Origin of the sequence: Gluconobacter sphaericus NBRC 12467 (assembly GCF_006539125.1) — a bacterium.
GTDB classification, from domain to species: domain Bacteria; phylum Pseudomonadota; class Alphaproteobacteria; order Acetobacterales; family Acetobacteraceae; genus Gluconobacter; species Gluconobacter sphaericus.
The window spans coordinates 17,541-34,474 of the sequence record NZ_BJMK01000010.1 but is presented as its reverse complement, the minus strand read 5'-3'; the positions used below and the strand labels follow the sequence as shown (position 1 = coordinate 34,474).

Annotated in this window: 22 protein-coding genes and 1 tRNA gene; 15 read left to right on the top strand and 8 right to left on the bottom strand. The window is 59.5% G+C overall.

Annotation, left to right across the window (positions count from 1 at the left end; translation table 11 throughout):
* The first annotated feature begins 40 nt into the window (after window positions 1-40).
* From GSP01_RS15175 to GSP01_RS08500, 4 genes are all read left to right on the top strand, one after another.
* A complete protein-coding gene (locus GSP01_RS15175) occupies window positions 41-403 on the top strand; it encodes a Rossmann-fold NAD(P)-binding domain-containing protein (protein ID WP_228123857.1) in 363 nt (120 codons plus the stop codon).
* A complete protein-coding gene (locus GSP01_RS15170) occupies window positions 351-497 on the top strand; it encodes a hypothetical protein (protein WP_255320884.1) in 147 nt (48 codons plus the stop codon). Before GSP01_RS15175 ends, GSP01_RS15170 begins: the two co-directional genes overlap by 53 nt.
* Window positions 498-650: 153 nt before the next feature.
* Window positions 651-812 (top strand): hypothetical protein, encoded by a 162-nt coding sequence (locus GSP01_RS15165; RefSeq protein ID WP_228123840.1) that lies wholly within the window; start codon window positions 651-653, stop codon window positions 810-812.
* Window positions 813-913: 101 nt separating this feature from the next.
* A tRNA-His gene (locus GSP01_RS08500) sits at window positions 914-989 on the top strand.
* Window positions 990-1,021: 32 nt separating this feature from the next.
* Here the strand turns inward: GSP01_RS08500 and GSP01_RS08495 are convergent.
* Window positions 1,022-1,951: a DMT family transporter gene (locus tag GSP01_RS08495; protein WP_141352657.1), complete on the bottom strand. Its 930-nt coding sequence runs from the start codon at window positions 1,949-1,951 to the stop codon at window positions 1,022-1,024.
* 214 nt (window positions 1,952-2,165) lie between these two features.
* On the opposite strand from GSP01_RS08495, the gene GSP01_RS08490 reads away from it, so the two are divergent.
* Entirely contained in the window at window positions 2,166-3,587 is a 1,422-nt protein-coding gene (locus GSP01_RS08490; RefSeq protein WP_141352654.1) for a mannose-1-phosphate guanylyltransferase/mannose-6-phosphate isomerase, read from the top strand.
* A gap of 30 nt (window positions 3,588-3,617) precedes the next feature.
* Here GSP01_RS08490 and GSP01_RS08485 read toward each other — a convergent pair whose 3' ends face one another.
* A complete protein-coding gene (locus GSP01_RS08485; RefSeq protein WP_141352653.1) occupies window positions 3,618-4,541 on the bottom strand; it encodes an SDR family oxidoreductase in 924 nt (307 codons plus the stop codon).
* Complete coding sequence (locus GSP01_RS08480) at window positions 4,538-5,944, bottom strand: hypothetical protein (RefSeq protein ID WP_141352651.1); 1,407 nt, start codon at window positions 5,942-5,944, stop codon at window positions 4,538-4,540. The genes GSP01_RS08485 and GSP01_RS08480 overlap by 4 nt, the downstream gene beginning before the upstream one ends.
* Before the next feature lie 328 nt (window positions 5,945-6,272).
* Here GSP01_RS08480 and rplM point away from each other — a divergent pair, with 328 nt between their 5' ends.
* From rplM to GSP01_RS08465, 3 genes are all read left to right on the top strand, one after another.
* On the top strand, window positions 6,273-6,746 hold the full coding sequence (gene rplM, locus GSP01_RS08475) for a 50S ribosomal protein L13 (protein ID WP_011252036.1): 474 nt from the start codon (window positions 6,273-6,275) through the stop codon (window positions 6,744-6,746).
* A 10-nt stretch (window positions 6,747-6,756) separates the two neighbouring features.
* Window positions 6,757-7,248 carry a 30S ribosomal protein S9 gene (gene rpsI / locus GSP01_RS08470; RefSeq protein ID WP_062028979.1) on the top strand — a complete coding sequence of 164 codons (492 nt, stop codon included), beginning with the start codon at window positions 6,757-6,759 and terminating at the stop codon, window positions 7,246-7,248.
* Window positions 7,249-7,490: 242 nt separating this feature from the next.
* Window positions 7,491-8,570, top strand: a complete 1,080-nt coding sequence (locus tag GSP01_RS08465; protein ID WP_141352649.1) for a branched-chain amino acid aminotransferase — start codon at window positions 7,491-7,493, stop codon at window positions 8,568-8,570.
* A 35-nt stretch (window positions 8,571-8,605) separates the two neighbouring features.
* On the opposite strand, the gene GSP01_RS08460 is transcribed toward GSP01_RS08465, so the two are convergent.
* Both GSP01_RS08460 and GSP01_RS08455 read right to left on the bottom strand, forming a co-directional pair.
* Window positions 8,606-9,202 (bottom strand): nucleotidyltransferase family protein, encoded by a 597-nt coding sequence (locus GSP01_RS08460; protein WP_141352647.1) that lies wholly within the window; start codon window positions 9,200-9,202, stop codon window positions 8,606-8,608.
* Window positions 9,199-10,170: an XdhC family protein gene (locus tag GSP01_RS08455; protein WP_141352645.1), complete on the bottom strand. Its 972-nt coding sequence runs from the start codon at window positions 10,168-10,170 to the stop codon at window positions 9,199-9,201. Before GSP01_RS08455 ends, GSP01_RS08460 begins: the two co-directional genes overlap by 4 nt.
* Before the next feature lie 169 nt (window positions 10,171-10,339).
* Here GSP01_RS08455 and GSP01_RS08450 point away from each other — a divergent pair, with 169 nt between their 5' ends.
* The 7 genes from GSP01_RS08450 to GSP01_RS08420 all read left to right on the top strand — a co-directional run bounded on the left by GSP01_RS08450 (window position 10,340) and on the right by GSP01_RS08420 (window position 15,339).
* Window positions 10,340-11,536 carry a molybdopterin molybdotransferase MoeA gene (locus GSP01_RS08450; protein WP_141352643.1) on the top strand — a complete coding sequence of 399 codons (1,197 nt, stop codon included), beginning with the start codon at window positions 10,340-10,342 and terminating at the stop codon, window positions 11,534-11,536.
* Entirely contained in the window at window positions 11,526-12,560 is a 1,035-nt protein-coding gene (gene moaA, locus GSP01_RS08445; RefSeq protein WP_141352641.1) for a GTP 3',8-cyclase MoaA, read from the top strand. Before GSP01_RS08450 ends, moaA begins: the two co-directional genes overlap by 11 nt.
* A 45-nt stretch (window positions 12,561-12,605) precedes the next feature.
* Window positions 12,606-13,088, top strand: a complete 483-nt coding sequence (moaC, locus tag GSP01_RS08440) for a cyclic pyranopterin monophosphate synthase MoaC (RefSeq protein ID WP_141352639.1) — start codon at window positions 12,606-12,608, stop codon at window positions 13,086-13,088.
* Entirely contained in the window at window positions 13,085-13,924 is an 840-nt protein-coding gene (locus GSP01_RS08435; RefSeq protein WP_141352637.1) for an NTP transferase domain-containing protein, read from the top strand. Before moaC ends, GSP01_RS08435 begins: the two co-directional genes overlap by 4 nt.
* Window positions 13,921-14,421: a molybdenum cofactor biosynthesis protein MoaE gene (locus GSP01_RS08430; RefSeq protein ID WP_141352635.1), complete on the top strand. Its 501-nt coding sequence runs from the start codon at window positions 13,921-13,923 to the stop codon at window positions 14,419-14,421. Before GSP01_RS08435 ends, GSP01_RS08430 begins: the two co-directional genes overlap by 4 nt.
* Window positions 14,422-14,533: 112 nt before the next feature.
* The gene (locus tag GSP01_RS08425; RefSeq protein WP_228123839.1) at window positions 14,534-15,124 is read left to right on the top strand and encodes a hypothetical protein; all 591 of its coding nucleotides are present in this window, start codon (window positions 14,534-14,536) and stop codon (window positions 15,122-15,124) included.
* On the top strand, window positions 15,124-15,339 hold the full coding sequence (locus GSP01_RS08420; RefSeq protein WP_141352631.1) for a hypothetical protein: 216 nt from the start codon (window positions 15,124-15,126) through the stop codon (window positions 15,337-15,339). The genes GSP01_RS08425 and GSP01_RS08420 overlap by 1 nt, the downstream gene beginning before the upstream one ends.
* A 25-nt stretch (window positions 15,340-15,364) precedes the next feature.
* Here GSP01_RS08420 and GSP01_RS08415 read toward each other — a convergent pair whose 3' ends face one another.
* From GSP01_RS08415 to GSP01_RS14720, 3 genes are all read right to left on the bottom strand, one after another.
* Window positions 15,365-15,493 carry a TOBE domain-containing protein gene (locus GSP01_RS08415; RefSeq protein ID WP_141352629.1) on the bottom strand — a complete coding sequence of 43 codons (129 nt, stop codon included), beginning with the start codon at window positions 15,491-15,493 and terminating at the stop codon, window positions 15,365-15,367.
* A gap of 131 nt (window positions 15,494-15,624) precedes the next feature.
* The gene (locus GSP01_RS08410; RefSeq protein WP_141352627.1) at window positions 15,625-16,764 is read right to left on the bottom strand and encodes a type III PLP-dependent enzyme; all 1,140 of its coding nucleotides are present in this window, start codon (window positions 16,762-16,764) and stop codon (window positions 15,625-15,627) included.
* Window positions 16,765-16,791: 27 nt separating this feature from the next.
* Window positions 16,792-16,929, bottom strand: a complete 138-nt coding sequence (locus GSP01_RS14720; RefSeq protein WP_167495505.1) for a hypothetical protein — start codon at window positions 16,927-16,929, stop codon at window positions 16,792-16,794.
* Window positions 16,930-16,934: the final 5 nt, after the last annotated feature.

Here is a 16,934-nt window from a genome sequence, read left to right as displayed (position 1 = left end):
CACCCCGCATCAGAATCATATTCCTGGCCAGACGTCCCTCATGAGGCCGAAGCCCGATTATGGTGAGCAGAGCTATGTGGGCCATGACCGCCTGCGCGGAAAGATTGCGGGCATCACGGGCGGGGATTTCGGTATCGGGCGGGCGGTTGCGATCGCCGGGGCACGCGAAGGCCTGAATGCCGTCCTGTCATTCCTGATCGAGGAAAGGGATGATACCCGCGAAACTGAATTTTGGATGCGCAAGGCGGGACGGCGCGCTCTTCTTGTTCCTGAGATCTGGGGGACGGGGATGTCTGCGTCGAATTTTTGTGGACCGGACAGTCTCGGAGTTTGGTCAGATCGACACTTTGGTGAAGAACGCGGCCTTCCAGATCGAGCGTTCGCCTCTGGCGGATGCCGGTGAGGAGGAATGGGACAAGACATTCGACATCAACGCCGGCTTAGCCTTTCAGCTGCCGCGTCTGGCAGCGCCGCACATGCCGCGAGGTTTCGGTTAGTGTCGATTAGCCCAAGCTTCTGGCCTACTCCGCGACCAAGGGTACCATCGAGAACTTTAGCGGTGGCCTGGCACAGTTTCTGGGCGAGAAGGGAGCTCGCTCCAACGTGGTGGCGCGCTTGACCCGATCTGGACGCTGCGGATTCCGGCGGCCATGGATGTGGAGCATGTTGAACACTTTGGTGCGAATACGCCAATGAAGCGTCCGGGGCAGCCTACGGAACTGGCCGGGACGTATGTTTCCCTGGCCACTGATGACGCCAGCTACATCTTGGACGCCACGATTACCGTCATCGGGGCTACTCCTGTGGTCTGAGTCGGACCGGGGTGATCGAAAAAATCCGGGGCGTAAAAAAAATTGCGTCAAAGGACTGGACGACAGCCCCAACCTTCCTCTAGAGAATGCGTCGCTGTGTGGCGGATGTAGCTCAGTTGGTAGAGCGCCGGTTTGTGGTACCGGTTGTCGCGGGTTCGATCCCCGTCATTCGCCCCAGCAATTTTTCTCTGAAAATTTGAATACTGTCCTCAAGGCTTTGCGACATCAGCCTGCTGGTGCCTGTGTCCCCAGTGTTCTTCCAGAGCCATGCGTTCGAAACGTAGTTTCTGGCGGATCCAGTTCAGCATGCCTGAGGACGTGACGATCACGATCCCCACGAAAGTCCAGTTGTCCAGCGGCTGCTTGAACAGCAGGTAGCTGAATGCAACTGCCCAGACCATCTGGCTGTATTGTGGAAGGGCAACCCGGTTCGCGGGGGCGACGGCTGTGGCCATCATCATGAAAAGCTGCCCCAGCGCTGCGAGAAAGCCGTATCCGAACAGGATTGACCAGACCTTCCAGCCATGGGGCCAGGACGCATGAGTGATCATGAGAAGTCCGTCGCCGATTAGTGGGCCGAACAGGCTTGATCCAAACAGGGAAAGCCTGGCACTTCCATTTCCGGCCAGCCGGTAGGCTACGACGCTGCTGGCATTGGCGAGAGCTGCGACGATCGCGCAGGCGTGGCCCAGATGGAACGTCCTTGCGCCGGGCCGCAATACGATTAACACGCCGAGAAATCCGACCGCGACTGACAGCCAGGTCCAGAACGAGACCTTTTCCTTGAGGACCGTCACAGAAATGATGGTGACGAAGAAGGGCATCAGGAACATCAACGATAGCGCTTCTGGCATGGGTAACAGCATGAAGGCCATGACGCTCGCGGCCGTCGAGACGAATGTCGAAGCTGCACGCAGAATCCACATTCCCGGGCGCGCTGTCGCGAAAATGTCGGAATAGGGTTCGTTAGGATAGCGGATGAAAGGCAGGATAATGAAGCCGAAGACGCCGCCTGAAAACGCAACTTCAAATGGGTCCAGATGCCCCGACAGCCCCTTTGAGCAGGCATCGCTGATGGAAAAAGCGGCATAGCCAAGCAGCGCCAGCAGAATACCGGAAGAGAAAATATTCTGCTTCATGAGTTCGTTTCTCCACGGATAAAGCCAATTTCCATCTTGGGATAAGGAAACCTGCTTATGGTGACAGTCAATGTTTCTGATGTTCCACTCATTATTGGGGGTAGGGATAGGACTGGAAGCAAAATTGGAAAGGTTGCGCCCTTGATGTAGGATGCCCGCCATTCGGGGAAGCCATACGGCCCCCATCTTGTGGATGAAAAAGCGTAAGCCCCCCATGTCCCAGAAGATCGTTCCAGTCATTCTCTCCGGTGGATCAGGCAGCCGTCTGTGGCCGGTTTCGCGCAGCAGCTACCCCAAGCAGTTTTGGCCTCTCCTGTCGAAGCATACCCTGATCCAGGAAACGGCACTGCGTGGCGCACGGGCAGGGCTGGCAGATCCAATCGTAATCTGTAATGCCGAGCACCGCTTCATCGTCGCCGAACAGCTGCGGGATGTTGGGGTTGAAAACGCCCGGATTGTCCTCGAGCCCGTGGGGCGCAATTCCGCCCCGGCCATCGCTGCGGCCGCGTTTCTGGTGGCCGAAACCGATCCAGACGCCGTTCTGTGGATCATGGCTGCTGATGCGGCCATTACCGATGAGGCAGCTCTCTACTCCGCGCTTGAACATGCCGTTGCAGCAGCAGGCCAAGGACGGATCGTGACGTTCGGAATGAAGCCCACGTGCGTCGAGACGGGCTATGGCTATATCGAAAGCGGTGCGCCCCTTTCGGGCCTTGAAGGCGTTTATGAAGTGTCGCGCTTTGTTGAAAAGCCTGATACCGCAACCGCAGAGGCTTTTTTTCGTGATGGCCGGTATCTGTGGAATTCTGGCATGTTTGTGACGCAGGCCAGCGTTTTCCTCTCCGAAATCAAGACGTTCGAGCCGGACATCTATGAGTATGTTGGACAGGCCGTTCAGGCCCGTCACAGCGATCTGGATTTTGACCGGCTGGATGATGCGAGCTTCCGTCAGGCTCCAGATATCTCCGTGGATTATGCCGTCGCCGAGCGCACCAAGCGTGCGGCGGTGGTGCCGGGCACGTTCGGATGGTCGGATATCGGAAGCTGGGATGCGCTGTGGGAGCTGACGTCCAAGGATGAAGCAGGCAACGCCACGTTCGGAGATGTTTTCCTCGACGATGCGCGGAACTGTTATGTCCGTTCGGACGGAATCGTGGCCACGGTCGCCGGTGTGGAAGATCTGATCGTTGTCGTGACGCAGGATGCTGTCATGGTCTCGCATCGTGACCGGGCGCAGGACGTCAAGCACATGGTCAACCGCCTGAAGAAGGCCGGACGGAAGGAGGCCGTGGCTCATAATCGTATGTATCGCCCGTGGGGCTTCTATGAGAGCCTGATCCAGGCGGACCGGTTCCAGGTCAAACGGATCGTGGTTGAGCCAGGCCAGAAACTCTCGCTGCAAAAGCATTTCCATCGCGCCGAGCACTGGGTTGTCGTGGGCGGCACGGCAGTCGTCACCCGTGATGCCGAACAGATCATGGTGCGTGAAAACGAGAGCATCTATCTGCCGCTGGGCTGTGTGCATCGGCTTGAGAATCCGGGGCGGATTCCGCTGACCCTCATTGAGGTGCAATCCGGGCCTTACCTGGGCGAAGACGATATTGTCCGGATCGAGGACGTTTATTCCCGAAACTGATGCGGACCGGAGGCCCTGATTCTTTGCGGATCAGGGCTCTTGCTTCTGGTGCATTCTGCTGCCGAACAGATGGTGTAGCCCGTTGGCCAGCGGAACGGGGATGACGCCCAGACGCTGTTCCATCGGACCGATATCGAAATTTTTGTCTTCCAGAAGGCGGCGGATTTCTTCCGGCGCGATCTGCGGCAGTCTGCGGATATGCCGGGTTAGATGAGACAGTGCCATGAGCGTCCATCCTGGCAGGGAGACGATGGGACGGCCGCCAAGCTCCGCGAAATACAGCACCATGCGCACGAATGTTCGGTAAGCCATCGCTGTCGGACCGGCAATCACGATGCTCTCCGGCCCCGTGACGTTTCCGTTCTGGATCAGATGTATGGCCGAGACCAGGCAGCGCGTGACGTCGCGCTGGTCGATGGGCTGCACGAGGGCGCGGCCACCGCCGGGAAGCGGGATGATGGGCAGGCGCTCCAGAAGCTTTGCCAGCCGCTGTACATTGTCTTCGCCCTGGGCGCCATAAATCATGGTCGGATGAAGGATGATCGAGGGGCGACCGTCGGCCTTGAGGGCCGCTTCGCCCGCGAGAACACCCCGTCCGTGATCGTCGGGCCAGTGCGTGAATTTGCGTGTGCTGCCCAGTGCTACGATAGGGGCTTTCGTAGCAGCCAGAATGGCGGGCAAGTGGCGTGCATGGGCAGTGTTGATGATAACCGCCGCATCTTCGAACGCCAGAGTCAGCGTGGCGCTGTCCGTAAGGTCTGCGATCCGTACGGCCTGACAGGCTTCGGCGATGTCGGGCGCGAGGTTGCCCTGGCTGCGTACGACGGCAATGATCTTCTGGCCTTCAGCCAGAAGGACCCGGCAGAGCGCGGCCCCTGAGCGCCCGCTGGCGCCGATGATGCAGATCGGACCTTTTGCGGGTGATGGGGGGCCTGGGATGTTTCCGGTCGTCATCGCGCGGAAGCTTTCAGGTCGGGAGAAGCGAGAAATGTCAGCATTGAAGCCGGGGAAGAAAAGGCGTCATTGAGGACCCGAAGGGAGACGGGCGTTTCGGAAGTATAGGTTACCGTTAGGGTGCGGCCAGCTGGATTGGCGATATAATCCGGGATCGCACTCAGCGCCGGATTGACGGAAAGGGCTGTTTGTAGGACCTGCGCAGCCTGCTGGCGGAGCAGGTCCGCCGTCATGCCATTCCCGGCCTGCCGGGCGGAGAGGACGAAACCGGTATCAAGAAGCTTGTCGCCCTTCAGCGACAAGGTCACGTTCTGCAGGGCCGTTGACTGGAGCATCTGCTGCGGTGAAGAATGGCCTTGCGCAAAATCCGTCTGAACGGTTCGGGCACTGGCCGTCAGCGTCATGAAACCCGGAACCGTAAGGAATGCGTCGGTTTGGGACGTGTGATCGTCCAGATTCGAGACCTGAACAGAATGGGCGGTCGAGCCGGCGCCGTTGATCGGGAAGGGCAGCTTCTCGTTGCTTTGGAAATGAAAGCCCTTCAGGTCCTGCGTCATGGTCGCGGTCTGGTTTTCCAGCGTTCCCGTTCCGTGTAGTTCATCGAGCTGGATTGTGCCTGATGTCATGCTCAGTCTGAAATTGCGGGCCGCAAAACTCTCGGGTGGGGGCATGTGCGGCGGTAGGGGATGGTGATCCCACAGGGCTGCAACCTGGGCGGCGAGATCCTTCTGCTTCAGGTCCAGCCGCTCCAGGCTGGCCTGTCCGCTGACAAGCTGTGGCCCCTGACCAGGGGCGTGAATGGTCCGTTCGTATGCGATGGTCGACCCTACGGCGCGGAGCGTCGTGACGAGGGCGGGGCCGTAGTTGTCCAGCGTGAGACGAGCAGAGAACAGGCTGTGCACATTGATCGGGCCGGGTGAGGGCGACGGGACAAGGTTCTGGACCGAAAGCTGTTCGATCTGTCCGTGTGCCAAGGCAATATGTGCCGGATCGATTCGGGAATGGCCTTCCGCTGCGGGTCGGGAAGGGGGCAGAACCAGCTGGCGCAGGCTGAGCGTGCTGCCATGGATGATCTGTGTCGGCGTCTGAAGGAATGGTTCGCGGACTTCGACGGAGTGGATGGAGAGGCCACCATCCGGCGTCGGGCGGGGATGGCCCAGCCGCATCCGGGAGGCGCGCAAGGTGAGTGAGCCATCCCGCAGGGTGATGTCGGTCAGGGTTGCGCCCAGCGAGAGAATGGCCGGGTGCGCACTTCCATAAGTAAACGTCGTTCCGGGAGGGAGCGCGGCGCGGAAGCTTGAAAGGCCACGGACCAGCTGCATGTGGGCTTCGTGGTGAACGCCGGCCATGCCGATCACGGCCGTTACCGAAATCAGGCTCGCCGTGAGCCAGGGTCTTTTCACGTTGATGTTCCTGTCTGAAACGGCCCCGTATAGGCGTCGGGCGCGAACGGTCTGTGTTGGGGCAGGATACCATTGTCGCGACATGGGGCAATGCAGACGTCGTTTTTGTTGCGGTAATGGGATACCATATAGCTGAGAATGGCGGAAAACTCCTACGAATCCCATAATTCAATGTGTGAACGGGGCTTGACGCGCGCCTCGGAGACGGCAATAAGGCCCCACCTGATCCGCTTTGTCGGTAGAAGAGAGTGCTTTCGGGCACGTTTTTTACTGCAAGCGCCATCCACGGTGCGGCCTGAGGGTCGTGCCCCAAGCTGGAATGTCACTAATGAAGACCACACGTTCGCTGAAGCCAGCGGAGGTGACGAAGAACTGGGTGCTGATCGACGCCGAAGGGCTCGTTCTCGGCCGTCTCGCCACCATCATCGCCACCCGCCTGCGCGGAAAGCACAAGCCGCAGTTCACCCCGCACGTTGATTGCGGCGACAACATCGTCGTCATCAACGCCGAGAAGGTTGTGCTGACGGGTAACAAGGTTGGCCAGAAGCTGTTCCACTACCACACGGGTCACCCGGGCGGTATCAAGGAGCGCACCATTACGCAGCGTCTCACGGGCAAGAACCCGGGTGAAGTTGTTGAAAAGGCCGTCGAGCGCATGATCACCCGTGGTCCTCTGCAGCGCGCCCAGATGAAGCACCTGTATGTCTATGCCGGTTCCGAGCACCCGCATGACGGTCAGAAGCCCGTCAAGCTGGACGTTGCTGCGATGAACCGCAAAAACACCGTAACCCACGAGTCGTAAGGCCTGTATCATGTCCGAGACCCAAGAGCGCACCGGCACGCTGCAGGACCTTGCGAGCGTTGCTCCTGCCGTTACCTCCAACGCTGCCCCGGTTCACGAAGTCAAGCGTGATGCCCAGGGCCGTTCCTACGCAACCGGTCGTCGTAAGGACGCCGTGGCCCGCGTGTGGATCAAGCCTGGCAAGGGTGACATCATCGTCAACGGCCGTCCGGTCACGACGTATTTTGCCCGTCCGGTTCTGCGTATGCTCCTCACGCAGCCGTTCCTGATTTCCGATCGCTACAACCAGTTCGACGTGTACTGCACGGTCGCTGGTGGTGGTCTGTCCGGTCAGGCTGGTGCCGTCCGTCACGGTATCTCCCGTGCACTGACGTATTACGAGCCGAGCCTGCGCGGCATCCTGAAGGCTGCTGGCTTCCTGACGCGTGACAGTCGTATCGTCGAGCGTAAGAAGTACGGCCGTGCGAAGGCACGTCGTTCCTTCCAGTTCTCGAAGCGCTGATTTTCTCAGCCTTTCCGAACGACGAAAAACCCGGTCAGAAATGGCCGGGTTTTTTTTGTGGCTGATTTCGGAAGATATGAGTCCGATTTTGAATAAAAAACTGAAAATGACCATAGAATAGAATTTAAATTTCAATAAATAAATTTAAAACGAAACAAACTTTCTATATCGCCACCGCGATGTAGGTATGGCAGAGTGCAGGCGCTGTTTTTGAGACCAGAATCTTCGGAAGATATTTTCCCATGACGTCCTTCATCATTGAAAAAACCGAAACCCCGACTGACCCTATCAAGCGGACCGAACTGCTCGCCAACCTGGCTTTCGGGCGTATTTTTACCGATCACATGGCCATCATCCGCTATTCCGCGGACAAGGGCTGGCATGATGCGAAAATCACACCGCGCCGCCCTCTGAGCATCGATCCGGCCTCGACAGTCCTGCATTACGGGCAGGAGATCTTCGAGGGCATGAAGGCCTATCGCGAAAAGGACGGCCATGTCGCTACCTTCCGCCCCGAGGCCAATGCAGCGCGTTTTGCCGAATCTGCTCGCCGCATGGGCATGGCTGAGCTGCCAGAAGACCTGTTCGTGCAGGCCGTTGATGAACTGGTGCGTGTGGATCAGGACTGGGTGCCATCGGGAGAGGGGCAGAGCCTCTATCTGCGTCCGTTCATGATTTCCAATGAAGTCTTCCTCGGGGTGAAGCCGGCGAACGAATATCTGTTCATTGTCATCGCCTGTCCGGTCGGAGCCTATTTCGGTTCCGGTTGTGTATCCGTGTGGGTGTCCGAAAACTATACGCGGGCTGCGATCGGCGGTACGGGTGAAGCCAAGTGTGGCGGCAACTATGCCGGCAGCCTGATCGCCCAGGCCGAAGCCAAGGAAAAGGGCTGCGATCAGGTCCTGTTCCTTGATGCGCGTGAGCGTCGCTTCGTCGAGGAAATGGGCGGCATGAACGTGATGTTCGTCCGTAAAGACGGCAAGATTGTCACTCCGCCGCTGGGTGGCACTATCCTGCGGGGCATTACCCGAAACAGCCTCATCCAGCTTGCGGCCGATCAGGGGATCGAGGTGCTGGAAGAGCCGATCGATATCGACGAGCTTTTTTCGGGGGCAGCTTCAGGCAAGTACACGGAAGCCTTTGCCTGCGGTACGGCGGCGGTTCTTTCTCCGATCGGAAAATTCGTGCGTCCGACGGGCGAAGCCGTGTTTGGTGACGGCAAGACGCCCGGCCCGGTCTCGCAACAGCTCAAGAAGACCCTGACGGATGTGCAAGGTGGCCGGACGAACGACGTCCATGGCTGGATCCACCGCATTTCCTGATACCTGTCAGCCGGGTTCGTGAAGAACTCGGCTTTTCAGTCCCGATCGATCCAGCCGGCACGAACCGCAGCATCTAGCTGTTCCGGCGTGTCTATATCGAAGCCGAGTTCAGGTGCGCAGACGCAGATCGGCGCAGTTTGCGTGTTCTTCCAGAGTTGTCGCAGGCCGGTATCGCCTTGCAGGTCCTGAATACGCTGTTGTGTTGTTGGGCTCAGCAGTACCGGAATGCCCTGTCCGTCTTCGCCATAAGACGTGATGACATCTTTCCCGCCGGCGTCCTGTTCCAGCAGACTATGAAGATGCTGTTCGGTCAGGCAGGGCTGATCCGTGCCAGTGATCAGGAGCGGGAGGCTGCTCCCGGTGAGCGCTTGATAACCGCATCTGAGCGATGACGCCATGCCGGTCTGCCAGTCTTCATTCTGCACCAAAACGACATCAAGACCCGCAAGGGTTGGTTTTATCGTGGCTTCAGCGCCGCCAGTCACGACGACAAGGTGCTCTGGTCGTGTTGCGAGCAGAAGCTGGGCGACATGTCGTACCAGAGGGACGCCACTGATGTTCAGAATTTGTTTGGGGCGGCCGAGGCGGGTGCTTCCTCCTGCGGCCAGAAGAAGGGCAGAATGACGTTTCATCGGGGACGGGTCGCGATCATCTGGGTCAGGATGGAGAGCGCGATTTCCATTGGGGTCCGGGCGCCGATCTCAAGTCCCGCCGGCAGGTGGAGGCGGTTGAATGCATTTTCCGGGACCCCGGCTGCCCTGAGGGCTTCAAGCCGGCCCGGAATCTTGCGCCGGCTTCCGAGGATGCTGACGCAGAATGCCTCGGATTTCAGGGCATGGGCCGTAAGCGTCAGGTCCGAAAGAGCGTCGTGCGTCAGGCTGTAGACGGCCGTCCATCGATCAAGAACGAGCGTGGAAAGGGCGGCATCCAGACTGCCGCGGATATAGTGTGCTGGCGAGAGGCCGGGCGGCAGTTCGGGAGGGCCGTAAGGCCGAAGCAGGATGGTCTCGAGTCCCATGAGACCGGACAGGCTCAGGAGCGCAAGCGTAATGGGATCCCCGCCAGAGAGGATCAGACGCAGGGGCGGCAGATACTGGCGAAAGAAGCGACCGGCCTCGTTTCCAGTGGGGTGTGTCTCGTCGCAGAACCGCATGTGGCCTGTGTCGAGATCGGTCAGGAGCGTGATCGGGCTGCGCTTCTCTCGGGTCGCCCGGAGAGCTGTGACATGAGCAGGAAGGTCTGGCACTGCTCGCACGAAAATTCCGATGCGGCCGCCGCAGGTGAGCTGGATGTCCAGAATTGGACTGCCCGCGCCATAATCCAGCATCCGTGGCTGTCCGTCTTTCAGGCACTCCAGCGCCTCTGCGCGCACGGCCGCTTCCACGCAGCCGCCGGATACATAGCCCTGAACCTCTCCGTCCTCGCAGATCGCCATTTCGCTTCCCAGCGGACGCGGGGAGGAGCCAGTGATGCTGACCAGCGTTGCCAAGGCGGCGCGTTTCCCTTCGGCGGACCAGCGTTCCAATGTGGGAAACAGGTCGTCTGTCAGGCCATAAAGTGGCCACTGGGGAAGGGGAGAAAACTGTGCCGCGGCCGTCATGGAGGGGTCCTGATGCTCTTTGGTGGCATAAGGGTAACGCTAAAGTCGATTATGACATACCCTTTCACCTTCAGACTGTTGATCCGTAGACCATGAGGTCTATATCGGCAGAGAATACATCGTCGGCATTTTAGTCAGCTGAATAGACACGGCAGCGACCGGAGCGGAAATGAGTGAACTCCTGAGCGTTACACGGGCCATGGAGCTTGTGCTGGATTATGCCGGCAGCGTCGGGACCGAAGCGGTTGATCTGACGATGGCAGCCGGGCGTATTCTCCAGCAGACAATCCGCGCCGAACGCGCCCAGCCGCCTTATGACCGTGTAATGATGGACGGCATTGCCTTCCGCCACGGTAGTGGTCCAACGTTGGTGTCGCACGGAATCCAGCGGGCCGGTGCGCCCGGTCAGATATTGCCGGAGGGGCATGTCTGCCTCGAAGTTATGACAGGGGCTGTGCTGCCTGAAGGTGCGGACACAGTCGTTCCGGTCGAACGTCTAGTTCGTGAAGGCCGACTGATCTGCTTTCAAGAGGGATACGAGCCGTGCAAGGGCCAGTTCGTCCATCGGCGGGGTTCCGACTGTACGACGGGAACGGAGCTTCTAGCCCCTGGGTGCCGTTTGGATGGCCCCGCGCTTGCGGTTCTGGCGGGAAATGGCCATGCGCAGGTCAGCGTATCGCGGATTCCGTCTATCGGGATTGTGGCAACGGGCGACGAACTTGTAGATGTCAGCGCCCCTGTGCGGGACTGGGAAATCCGGCGTTCCAACGAATATGCTCTGACGGGTGCTCTGCTATCACGCGGGTTCAACTGCATCGAGCGGTCCGTTGTGCCCGATGATCTCGCGGAGACAGTCGTGGCCCTGCGCGAACAGCTCTCGCGTCATGACGTCCTGATCCTGAGTGGCGGTGTGTCGATGGGGGCATTTGATCATGTCCCCAAAGCACTGTCGAAAATCGGGGTGGAGCGGGTCTTTCACAAGGTGGCGCAGCGTCCGGGCAAGCCGCTTTGGTTCGGCGTCGGCCCTGAAGGACAGCGCGTGTTCGGTCTGCCGGGAAATCCGGTGTCCGCCACGACCTGTGGCGTGCGGTATGTCATGCCCATGCTTCTGGCGGGGCAGGGGCTATGTCGTCCCGAGCCTTACATGGTCATGCTCGATGCGGAAGTTGATCTTATCCCGACGCTCACCCGTTTCCTGCCAGTAAAGATCCGTCACGACGCGGCAGGTCAGGCACTGGCAACGCCATGCCCGATGCCGACCTCCGGGGATTTCAGCTTCCTCGCCTCCACGGACGGATTTGTAGAACTGCCGTTCGGCGAAGGTGTGGCGTCACGCGGAACAGCTGCGATGTTTCATGGCTGGTAACCCGACGCCTGCTCTGACTGATCGCTTCAGCCGTCCGCTGCATGATCTGCGGATTTCCGTCATGGACCGCTGCAATTTCCGCTGCCCCTACTGTATGCCGGAAGCGACTTATCACGAGCATTTCCGCTTTCTGGAACCGAAAGAGCGTCTGAGCTTCGATGAGATTGAGCGTGTGGCACGGGTGGCGGTCTCGCTTGGTGTTCGCAAGCTGCGCCTGACGGGTGGGGAACCGCTGTTGCGTCCAAAGCTGCCGGAACTCATAGCGCGTCTGGCGTCCATTGAAGGCGTGGAAGACATTGCCCTGACTACGAATGGAGTTCTGCTGGAGCGACATGTCCGGGATCTTAAAGAGGCCGGGCTGAACCGCGTGACGGTCAGCCTAGACAGTCTCGATCCGGCGGTCTTTGCGCGAATGAGCGGAGGCCGGGCACAGCTTGAGCCGGTTCTGGATGCGATCGACAGCGCCGCACAGTCCGGATTTTCCGGAGGTGTGAAGCTCAATACCGTCGTCCAGCGTGGTCTGAACGATGCAGGTGTCGAGGCTCTGGCCGAACGCTTCCGGTATAGCGGCGTTGTGCTGCGGTTCATCGAATATATGGATGTCGGGACGCGCAACCACTGGGAGCGCGCCGAAGTGGTGCCGTCGCGTGAACTGCGTGAGCGCATTGACGTTCGCTGGCCGCTTGAGCCCGTGGATGCGCATTATCGGGGGGAAGTGGCCCAGCGGTATCGCTATTGCGACGGGGCTGGGGAAGTCGGCTTCATTTCTTCTGTGACTGCACCGTTCTGCGGAGACTGCTCTCGTGCGCGTTTGTCATCGGAAGGGCAGCTTTATACCTGCCTGTTTGCCTCGGAAGGGACTGATCTCCGCACGCTTCTGCGCAGTAATGCGGAGGACGCAGCCCTGCGGGATCTACTGGCCGGGGTGTGGCGCCAGAGGACGGACAGGTATAGTGAAGAGCGGGCCGCCTTTTCGGATGCGCCCGCACGACGCCGCATCGAGATGAACTATATCGGTGGCTAAAATCGGTGGCCAGAATTCGGTGACCAGACCGGGAGATCGAAGACGATGAAGACGCTCACTCATGTCAATGAGCGCGGCGAAGACCCGCGCATGGTCGATATCAGCGGCAAGAATGTGACCGAACGCAGTGCTCATGCCCAGGCGCGTCTGGTTTTCCCATCCGAGATGGCGCGGACCTTGTCGGATGCCGGGTTCATGACTGCCAAGGGTGCGGTGCTGACGGTGGCACAGATTGCGGGCGTCATGGGTGTGAAGTCGACGTCGCAGCTCATTCCGTTGTGTCATCCACTGTCGCTCAGTGGTTGTCGGGTGGACATCACGGTCGAAGGCGATGAAGCGGTGATCGACTGCCGGGTCTCGTGCAAGGGGCGAACGGGTGTAGAAATGGAAGCGCTGACCGGGGCCTCTGTAGCAGCGCTCACGATCTACGACATGTGCAAGGCCATGTCCCATGACATGGTCATCCGTGAGGTCCGGTTGATGGGCAAGGCCGGCGGCAAGCGCGACTTCCAGCGGATTGAATCATGACACCACTTTACGGCCTGATTCTTGCGGGTGGTGCCAGCAAACGTATGGGAACGGACAAGGCCGCACTCGACTATCATGGCAAGCCACAGCTTCAGGTGGCGTTTGAAGTTCTGACGCCTGTGGTGGAGCGGTGTTTTGTTTCAGTGAGACCGGGTCAGACGTCCGATCCGCTGCGGTTCAGCTTTTCGCAGATCGTTGATACGGTGGATGCTGATGGACCGGCGGCGGGGCTGTTGTCGGCGCATCGGGCTTATCCGGATGTGGCCTGGCTGGTTCTGGCCTGCGACCTGCCGATGCTGGATCGCGGTACGCTCGACACCCTGATCACCGCTCGGAACGGGGAGCATGTCGCCGTCTCCTATCGCAGCGAACATGACGGTCTGCCCGAACCGCTCTGCGCCATCTGGGAGCCGGAAGCGCTTGATCTTCTGGAGCAGCAGGTCGCGAGTGGGCGCATCTGTCCGCGTAAGCTGCTGATCAACAGCCCGACGAAGCTGCTGGAGCCGCATAAGCGTGGCGCACTCGATAACATCAACACGCCGGAAGAACGCGAAGATGCGACCCGGCGCCTGAAGGATCTGCCGGGAGGGCCGATGATTCGCCTGACACTGGAATATTTCGCACAGCTCCGGGAGTTGGCTGGAACACGGGAGCAATCGCTCGAAACAGCATTCGCGACCGTGGGACCCCTTTACGAGGAACTGCGTGAAAAATACGCCTTTCCGTTCGAGGCCTCGACACTTCGTGTGGCGATCAACGGCGATTTCGCTCCTTGGACGCAGGTTTTGAAGGACGGGGACCATATTGTGTTTATCCCGCCGGTGACGGGCGGATGAGCCGCTTTCGCATGGCGTCCGCGCCCGTGGATCTGAGCATGTTACGTGAGGATCTGCATCTGGCCGAGGCAGGTGGGTTCTGCACCTTTGAAGGCTGGGTCCGTAACCGGAACGAAGGTCGTCCGGTCGATGGTCTGGAATACGAATCCTATGAGGCGCTGGCCCAGCTTGAAGGGGAACGAATCGTAGCCGAGGCGCTGGAGCGTTTTGAGATCAGCCAGGCCGTGGCCATGCATCGGACGGGTAGCCTGAAGGTCGGGGATGTTGCCGTCTGGATCGGGGTCTCGGCACCGCATCGGGATGCCGCGTTCCGGGCCTGTCGCTACATTATCGACGAGATCAAGCATCGGGTGCCTGTCTGGAAGAAAGAGCATTATCTGGATGGCGATGCCGAATGGGTGGCGTGCCATCACTGCCAGACTGCTCCCCGCGCGTCGGAGGCCGGGGCGCATGACCACGAGCACGATCATGGAAGTTGCGGCCACCATCATCACTGATTGAGCGTTTCCGCAGGGTCGTATCTTTATGCCTTGCGGAGCGTTTTTAAGTTGTAATTGCAAATCATTCTCAATTAGGATGACTCCGGTTCTGCTGATTCGGAGTTTTTCCATGACACGGCTGTCGCTTTCTTTATCCGACCTCTGCTGCTGTGAACGCCTCGCGCTGTGGAGTATCCGCTGCCTCATCAGCCATTACCGTTTGCCAAGCTGCCCCGAGACGAAAACGACCGACGGTCTGTTTCCCGCCTGTTTCCGTTCGGCCCTGGATGCCGCGGAAGGAGCCTTTGCGGACGCCACCCATCTTCTGGAGGTCGCGGATCAGCCGCGGCTTGCGGTGAATGCACCGGGCATGCAGTCTCTGACCGCGCTGGAGGAACGCTTCCTGCGCGGGATCATCGCTGCCCAGAACGAGGGGCAGCGCGAAGTTTTCGTGCTTCTGGCTGAAATTTTTCCTGACAGGTTTGTCCAGGGTTGCCTGGCCACGGCGCTGACCCTGCTGGCGGATTGTCTTGCGGGAGCGGGGCACTGGCTGCCCAAAAAACTGCTGAAAGACGAGACCACCATTTCGGGGGGAGGGGCGCTGTCTTCGATCAACCGCTGGCGGTCGGTCAGTCCGTCTCGGATGCGGGTTCTGTGGCCACAGGATAGCGGGCCTTTACATGCTGGTATGTCGCATGACGCCAGCCGGGTGATGCACTGATGATGTCGCTGAGCGGACGCCCCACCCGGAACGGGGCAGAACCGCAGCGTCCAAGGCTTGAGGAGCTGGAACACATGACGGTCTGTCTGCTATTGCTGGCTGTCGGAGTGGTCGGGTTCTGCTGGCTAGCCTGCGTGAACCTCGAAATTTCTGCAGATGATCTGTTGTCTGCGCTGGGATATCAATCCGGGCTGGAAGCATCTTTCAGGAGCTGAGGCTCCTGAAACGTTTCCTGAACATTCAATCTACGCCGATCATGACGCTTGTGATGAGCGTGCTGTTGACATCGATGGTGATGTGGGACGTCGTCGCGCCCCTGAGAATGTTTGTGATCCGGCCCTTGAGCTGGTTGCGTGCGCTGGGTTTCATGAAAAACCCTTCCCTTGAAGGACAGACAGGAATACCTGTCTGTCCCATATCGGCAGGGCTTCATGCCTGCGTCTAGAGAGACAGGCAAAGGGATCATGCTCCGGACCTCGGCTGGTCCGGAGGGGCTGTTTTCAGATGTAGTATTCGGTCAACGGCGGGAAGCCGTTGAAGCCGATGGAGCAGTAGGTCGAGACATACGCGCCCGTGGCGAGGATCTCGACGCGGTCCCCACATTCCAGAGAGTCTGGCAGAGGGATGCGGTTCTTCTCGTACATGATGTCCACGCCGTCACAGCTTGGGCCGGCGACTACGCAGGGGGAGCGGCTGGTGTCGTCGGAATCGCGGGATGTGCGGAAAGTGTAGCGGATGGCTTCACCTTCAGTTTCGGCCAGGCCACCGAAGCGCCCGATATCAAGATAGACCCAGCGCGGATCGGTCACGGCACCGCCGCGACGGCTGACGAGGATGACCTCGCTCGACACTATGCCGGACTGTCCGACCATGTAGCGGCCTGGCTCGAGCAGGATTTCAGGCGCACCGTCCGGGAAATGCGTCTTGAGGGACGCATGAATCGTGTCGGCGAAATCCTGAACGGAGGGTACGTTCTCGCAGTAATGCGTCGGAAAACCACCACCCAGATTGAGCATCTGAAGGTCTACGCCCTGCGCTCGCAGGTCATGGTACAGGGCGGCAGCTTTGGCGATCGCATGATCATAAGCGGCAACGCCCGTCTGTTGGCTCCCGACATGGAAGGACAGGCCGTAAGGCTTCAGGCCCAGTTTACGGGCGCGCAGCATCAGCGTGCGAGCGTTACTCAGCGTGGTGCCGAACTTGCGCGACAGGGGCCAGTCCGCGCCTTCGTTCTCGACAGCCAGGCGGCAGAAAACGCGCGCGCCAGGAGCATGCTTGGCAAGCTTCTCCAGTTCTTCGATGCTGTCGAAAACGAACAGGCTGATGCCCAGGTCATGCGCTTCGCGGATCCATTCGGCTTTCTTCAGTGTGTTGCCGTAGGAAATCCTGTCCGGGGTTGCGCCGGCATTCAGACACATCCTGATTTCCGCAGGGGATGCGACGTCGAAGGACGAGCCCAGGGCAATGAGGCGGTCAAGGATGGCCTGGGCCGGGTTGGCCTTGATGGCGTAATAGATTTTTGCTTCCGGGAGCGCATCGTGCAGGGCACGGTAATGCGCCCCGACGACGTCGAGATCGACGACGAGGCAAGGGGTTGCCGGCTGTTGCTCGGCAAGGAAGCGGGTGATTTTGGGAGTCATGACACTCAATTCCCAGAACCGGACTCGTCAGGGAACGATATCGCCCTGCGAGTATGTTGCGAAACGGTCGAACGGACCGGCGAATAGCGGGAATCCGTAAAGGGTGGATTCCTGAAGGCCAGAACGCTTGACGTCGTTGCGTAACCTCGAGTGGGCCAGTGGCACGTGCG

Bases quoted from the DNA above. Each gene is read 5' to 3' on its own strand.
- GSP01_RS15165 (WP_228123840.1), top strand. From the start codon at position 651: ATGGATGTGGAGCATGTTGAACACTTTGGTGCGAATACGCCAATGAAG.
- GSP01_RS08495 (WP_141352657.1), bottom strand. From the start codon at position 1,951: ATGAAGCAGAATATTTTCTCTTCCGGTATTCTGCTGGCGCTGCTTGGC.
- GSP01_RS08450 (WP_141352643.1), top strand. From the start codon at position 10,340: ATGAGTGAACTCCTGAGCGTTACACGGGCCATGGAGCTTGTGCTGGAT.
- GSP01_RS15175 (WP_228123857.1), top strand. From the start codon at position 41: ATGAGGCCGAAGCCCGATTATGGTGAGCAGAGCTATGTGGGCCATGAC.
- GSP01_RS08455 (WP_141352645.1), bottom strand. From the start codon at position 10,170: ATGACGGCCGCGGCACAGTTTTCTCCCCTTCCCCAGTGGCCACTTTAT.
- GSP01_RS08460 (WP_141352647.1), bottom strand. From the start codon at position 9,202: ATGAAACGTCATTCTGCCCTTCTTCTGGCCGCAGGAGGAAGCACCCGC.
- GSP01_RS08430 (WP_141352635.1), top strand. From the start codon at position 13,921: ATGAGCCGCTTTCGCATGGCGTCCGCGCCCGTGGATCTGAGCATGTTA.
- moaC (WP_141352639.1), top strand. From the start codon at position 12,606: ATGAAGACGCTCACTCATGTCAATGAGCGCGGCGAAGACCCGCGCATG.
- moaA (WP_141352641.1), top strand. From the start codon at position 11,526: ATGGCTGGTAACCCGACGCCTGCTCTGACTGATCGCTTCAGCCGTCCG.
- GSP01_RS08490 (WP_141352654.1), top strand. From the start codon at position 2,166: ATGTCCCAGAAGATCGTTCCAGTCATTCTCTCCGGTGGATCAGGCAGC.
- GSP01_RS08415 (WP_141352629.1), bottom strand. From the start codon at position 15,493: ATGAAACCCAGCGCACGCAACCAGCTCAAGGGCCGGATCACAAACATT.
- GSP01_RS08465 (WP_141352649.1), top strand. From the start codon at position 7,491: ATGACGTCCTTCATCATTGAAAAAACCGAAACCCCGACTGACCCTATC.
- rplM (WP_011252036.1), top strand. From the start codon at position 6,273: ATGAAGACCACACGTTCGCTGAAGCCAGCGGAGGTGACGAAGAACTGG.
- GSP01_RS08410 (WP_141352627.1), bottom strand. From the start codon at position 16,764: ATGACTCCCAAAATCACCCGCTTCCTTGCCGAGCAACAGCCGGCAACC.
- GSP01_RS08485 (WP_141352653.1), bottom strand. From the start codon at position 4,541: ATGACGACCGGAAACATCCCAGGCCCCCCATCACCCGCAAAAGGTCCG.
- rpsI (WP_062028979.1), top strand. From the start codon at position 6,757: ATGTCCGAGACCCAAGAGCGCACCGGCACGCTGCAGGACCTTGCGAGC.
- GSP01_RS08435 (WP_141352637.1), top strand. From the start codon at position 13,085: ATGACACCACTTTACGGCCTGATTCTTGCGGGTGGTGCCAGCAAACGT.
- GSP01_RS08425 (WP_228123839.1), top strand. From the start codon at position 14,534: ATGACACGGCTGTCGCTTTCTTTATCCGACCTCTGCTGCTGTGAACGC.
- GSP01_RS08420 (WP_141352631.1), top strand. From the start codon at position 15,124: ATGATGTCGCTGAGCGGACGCCCCACCCGGAACGGGGCAGAACCGCAG.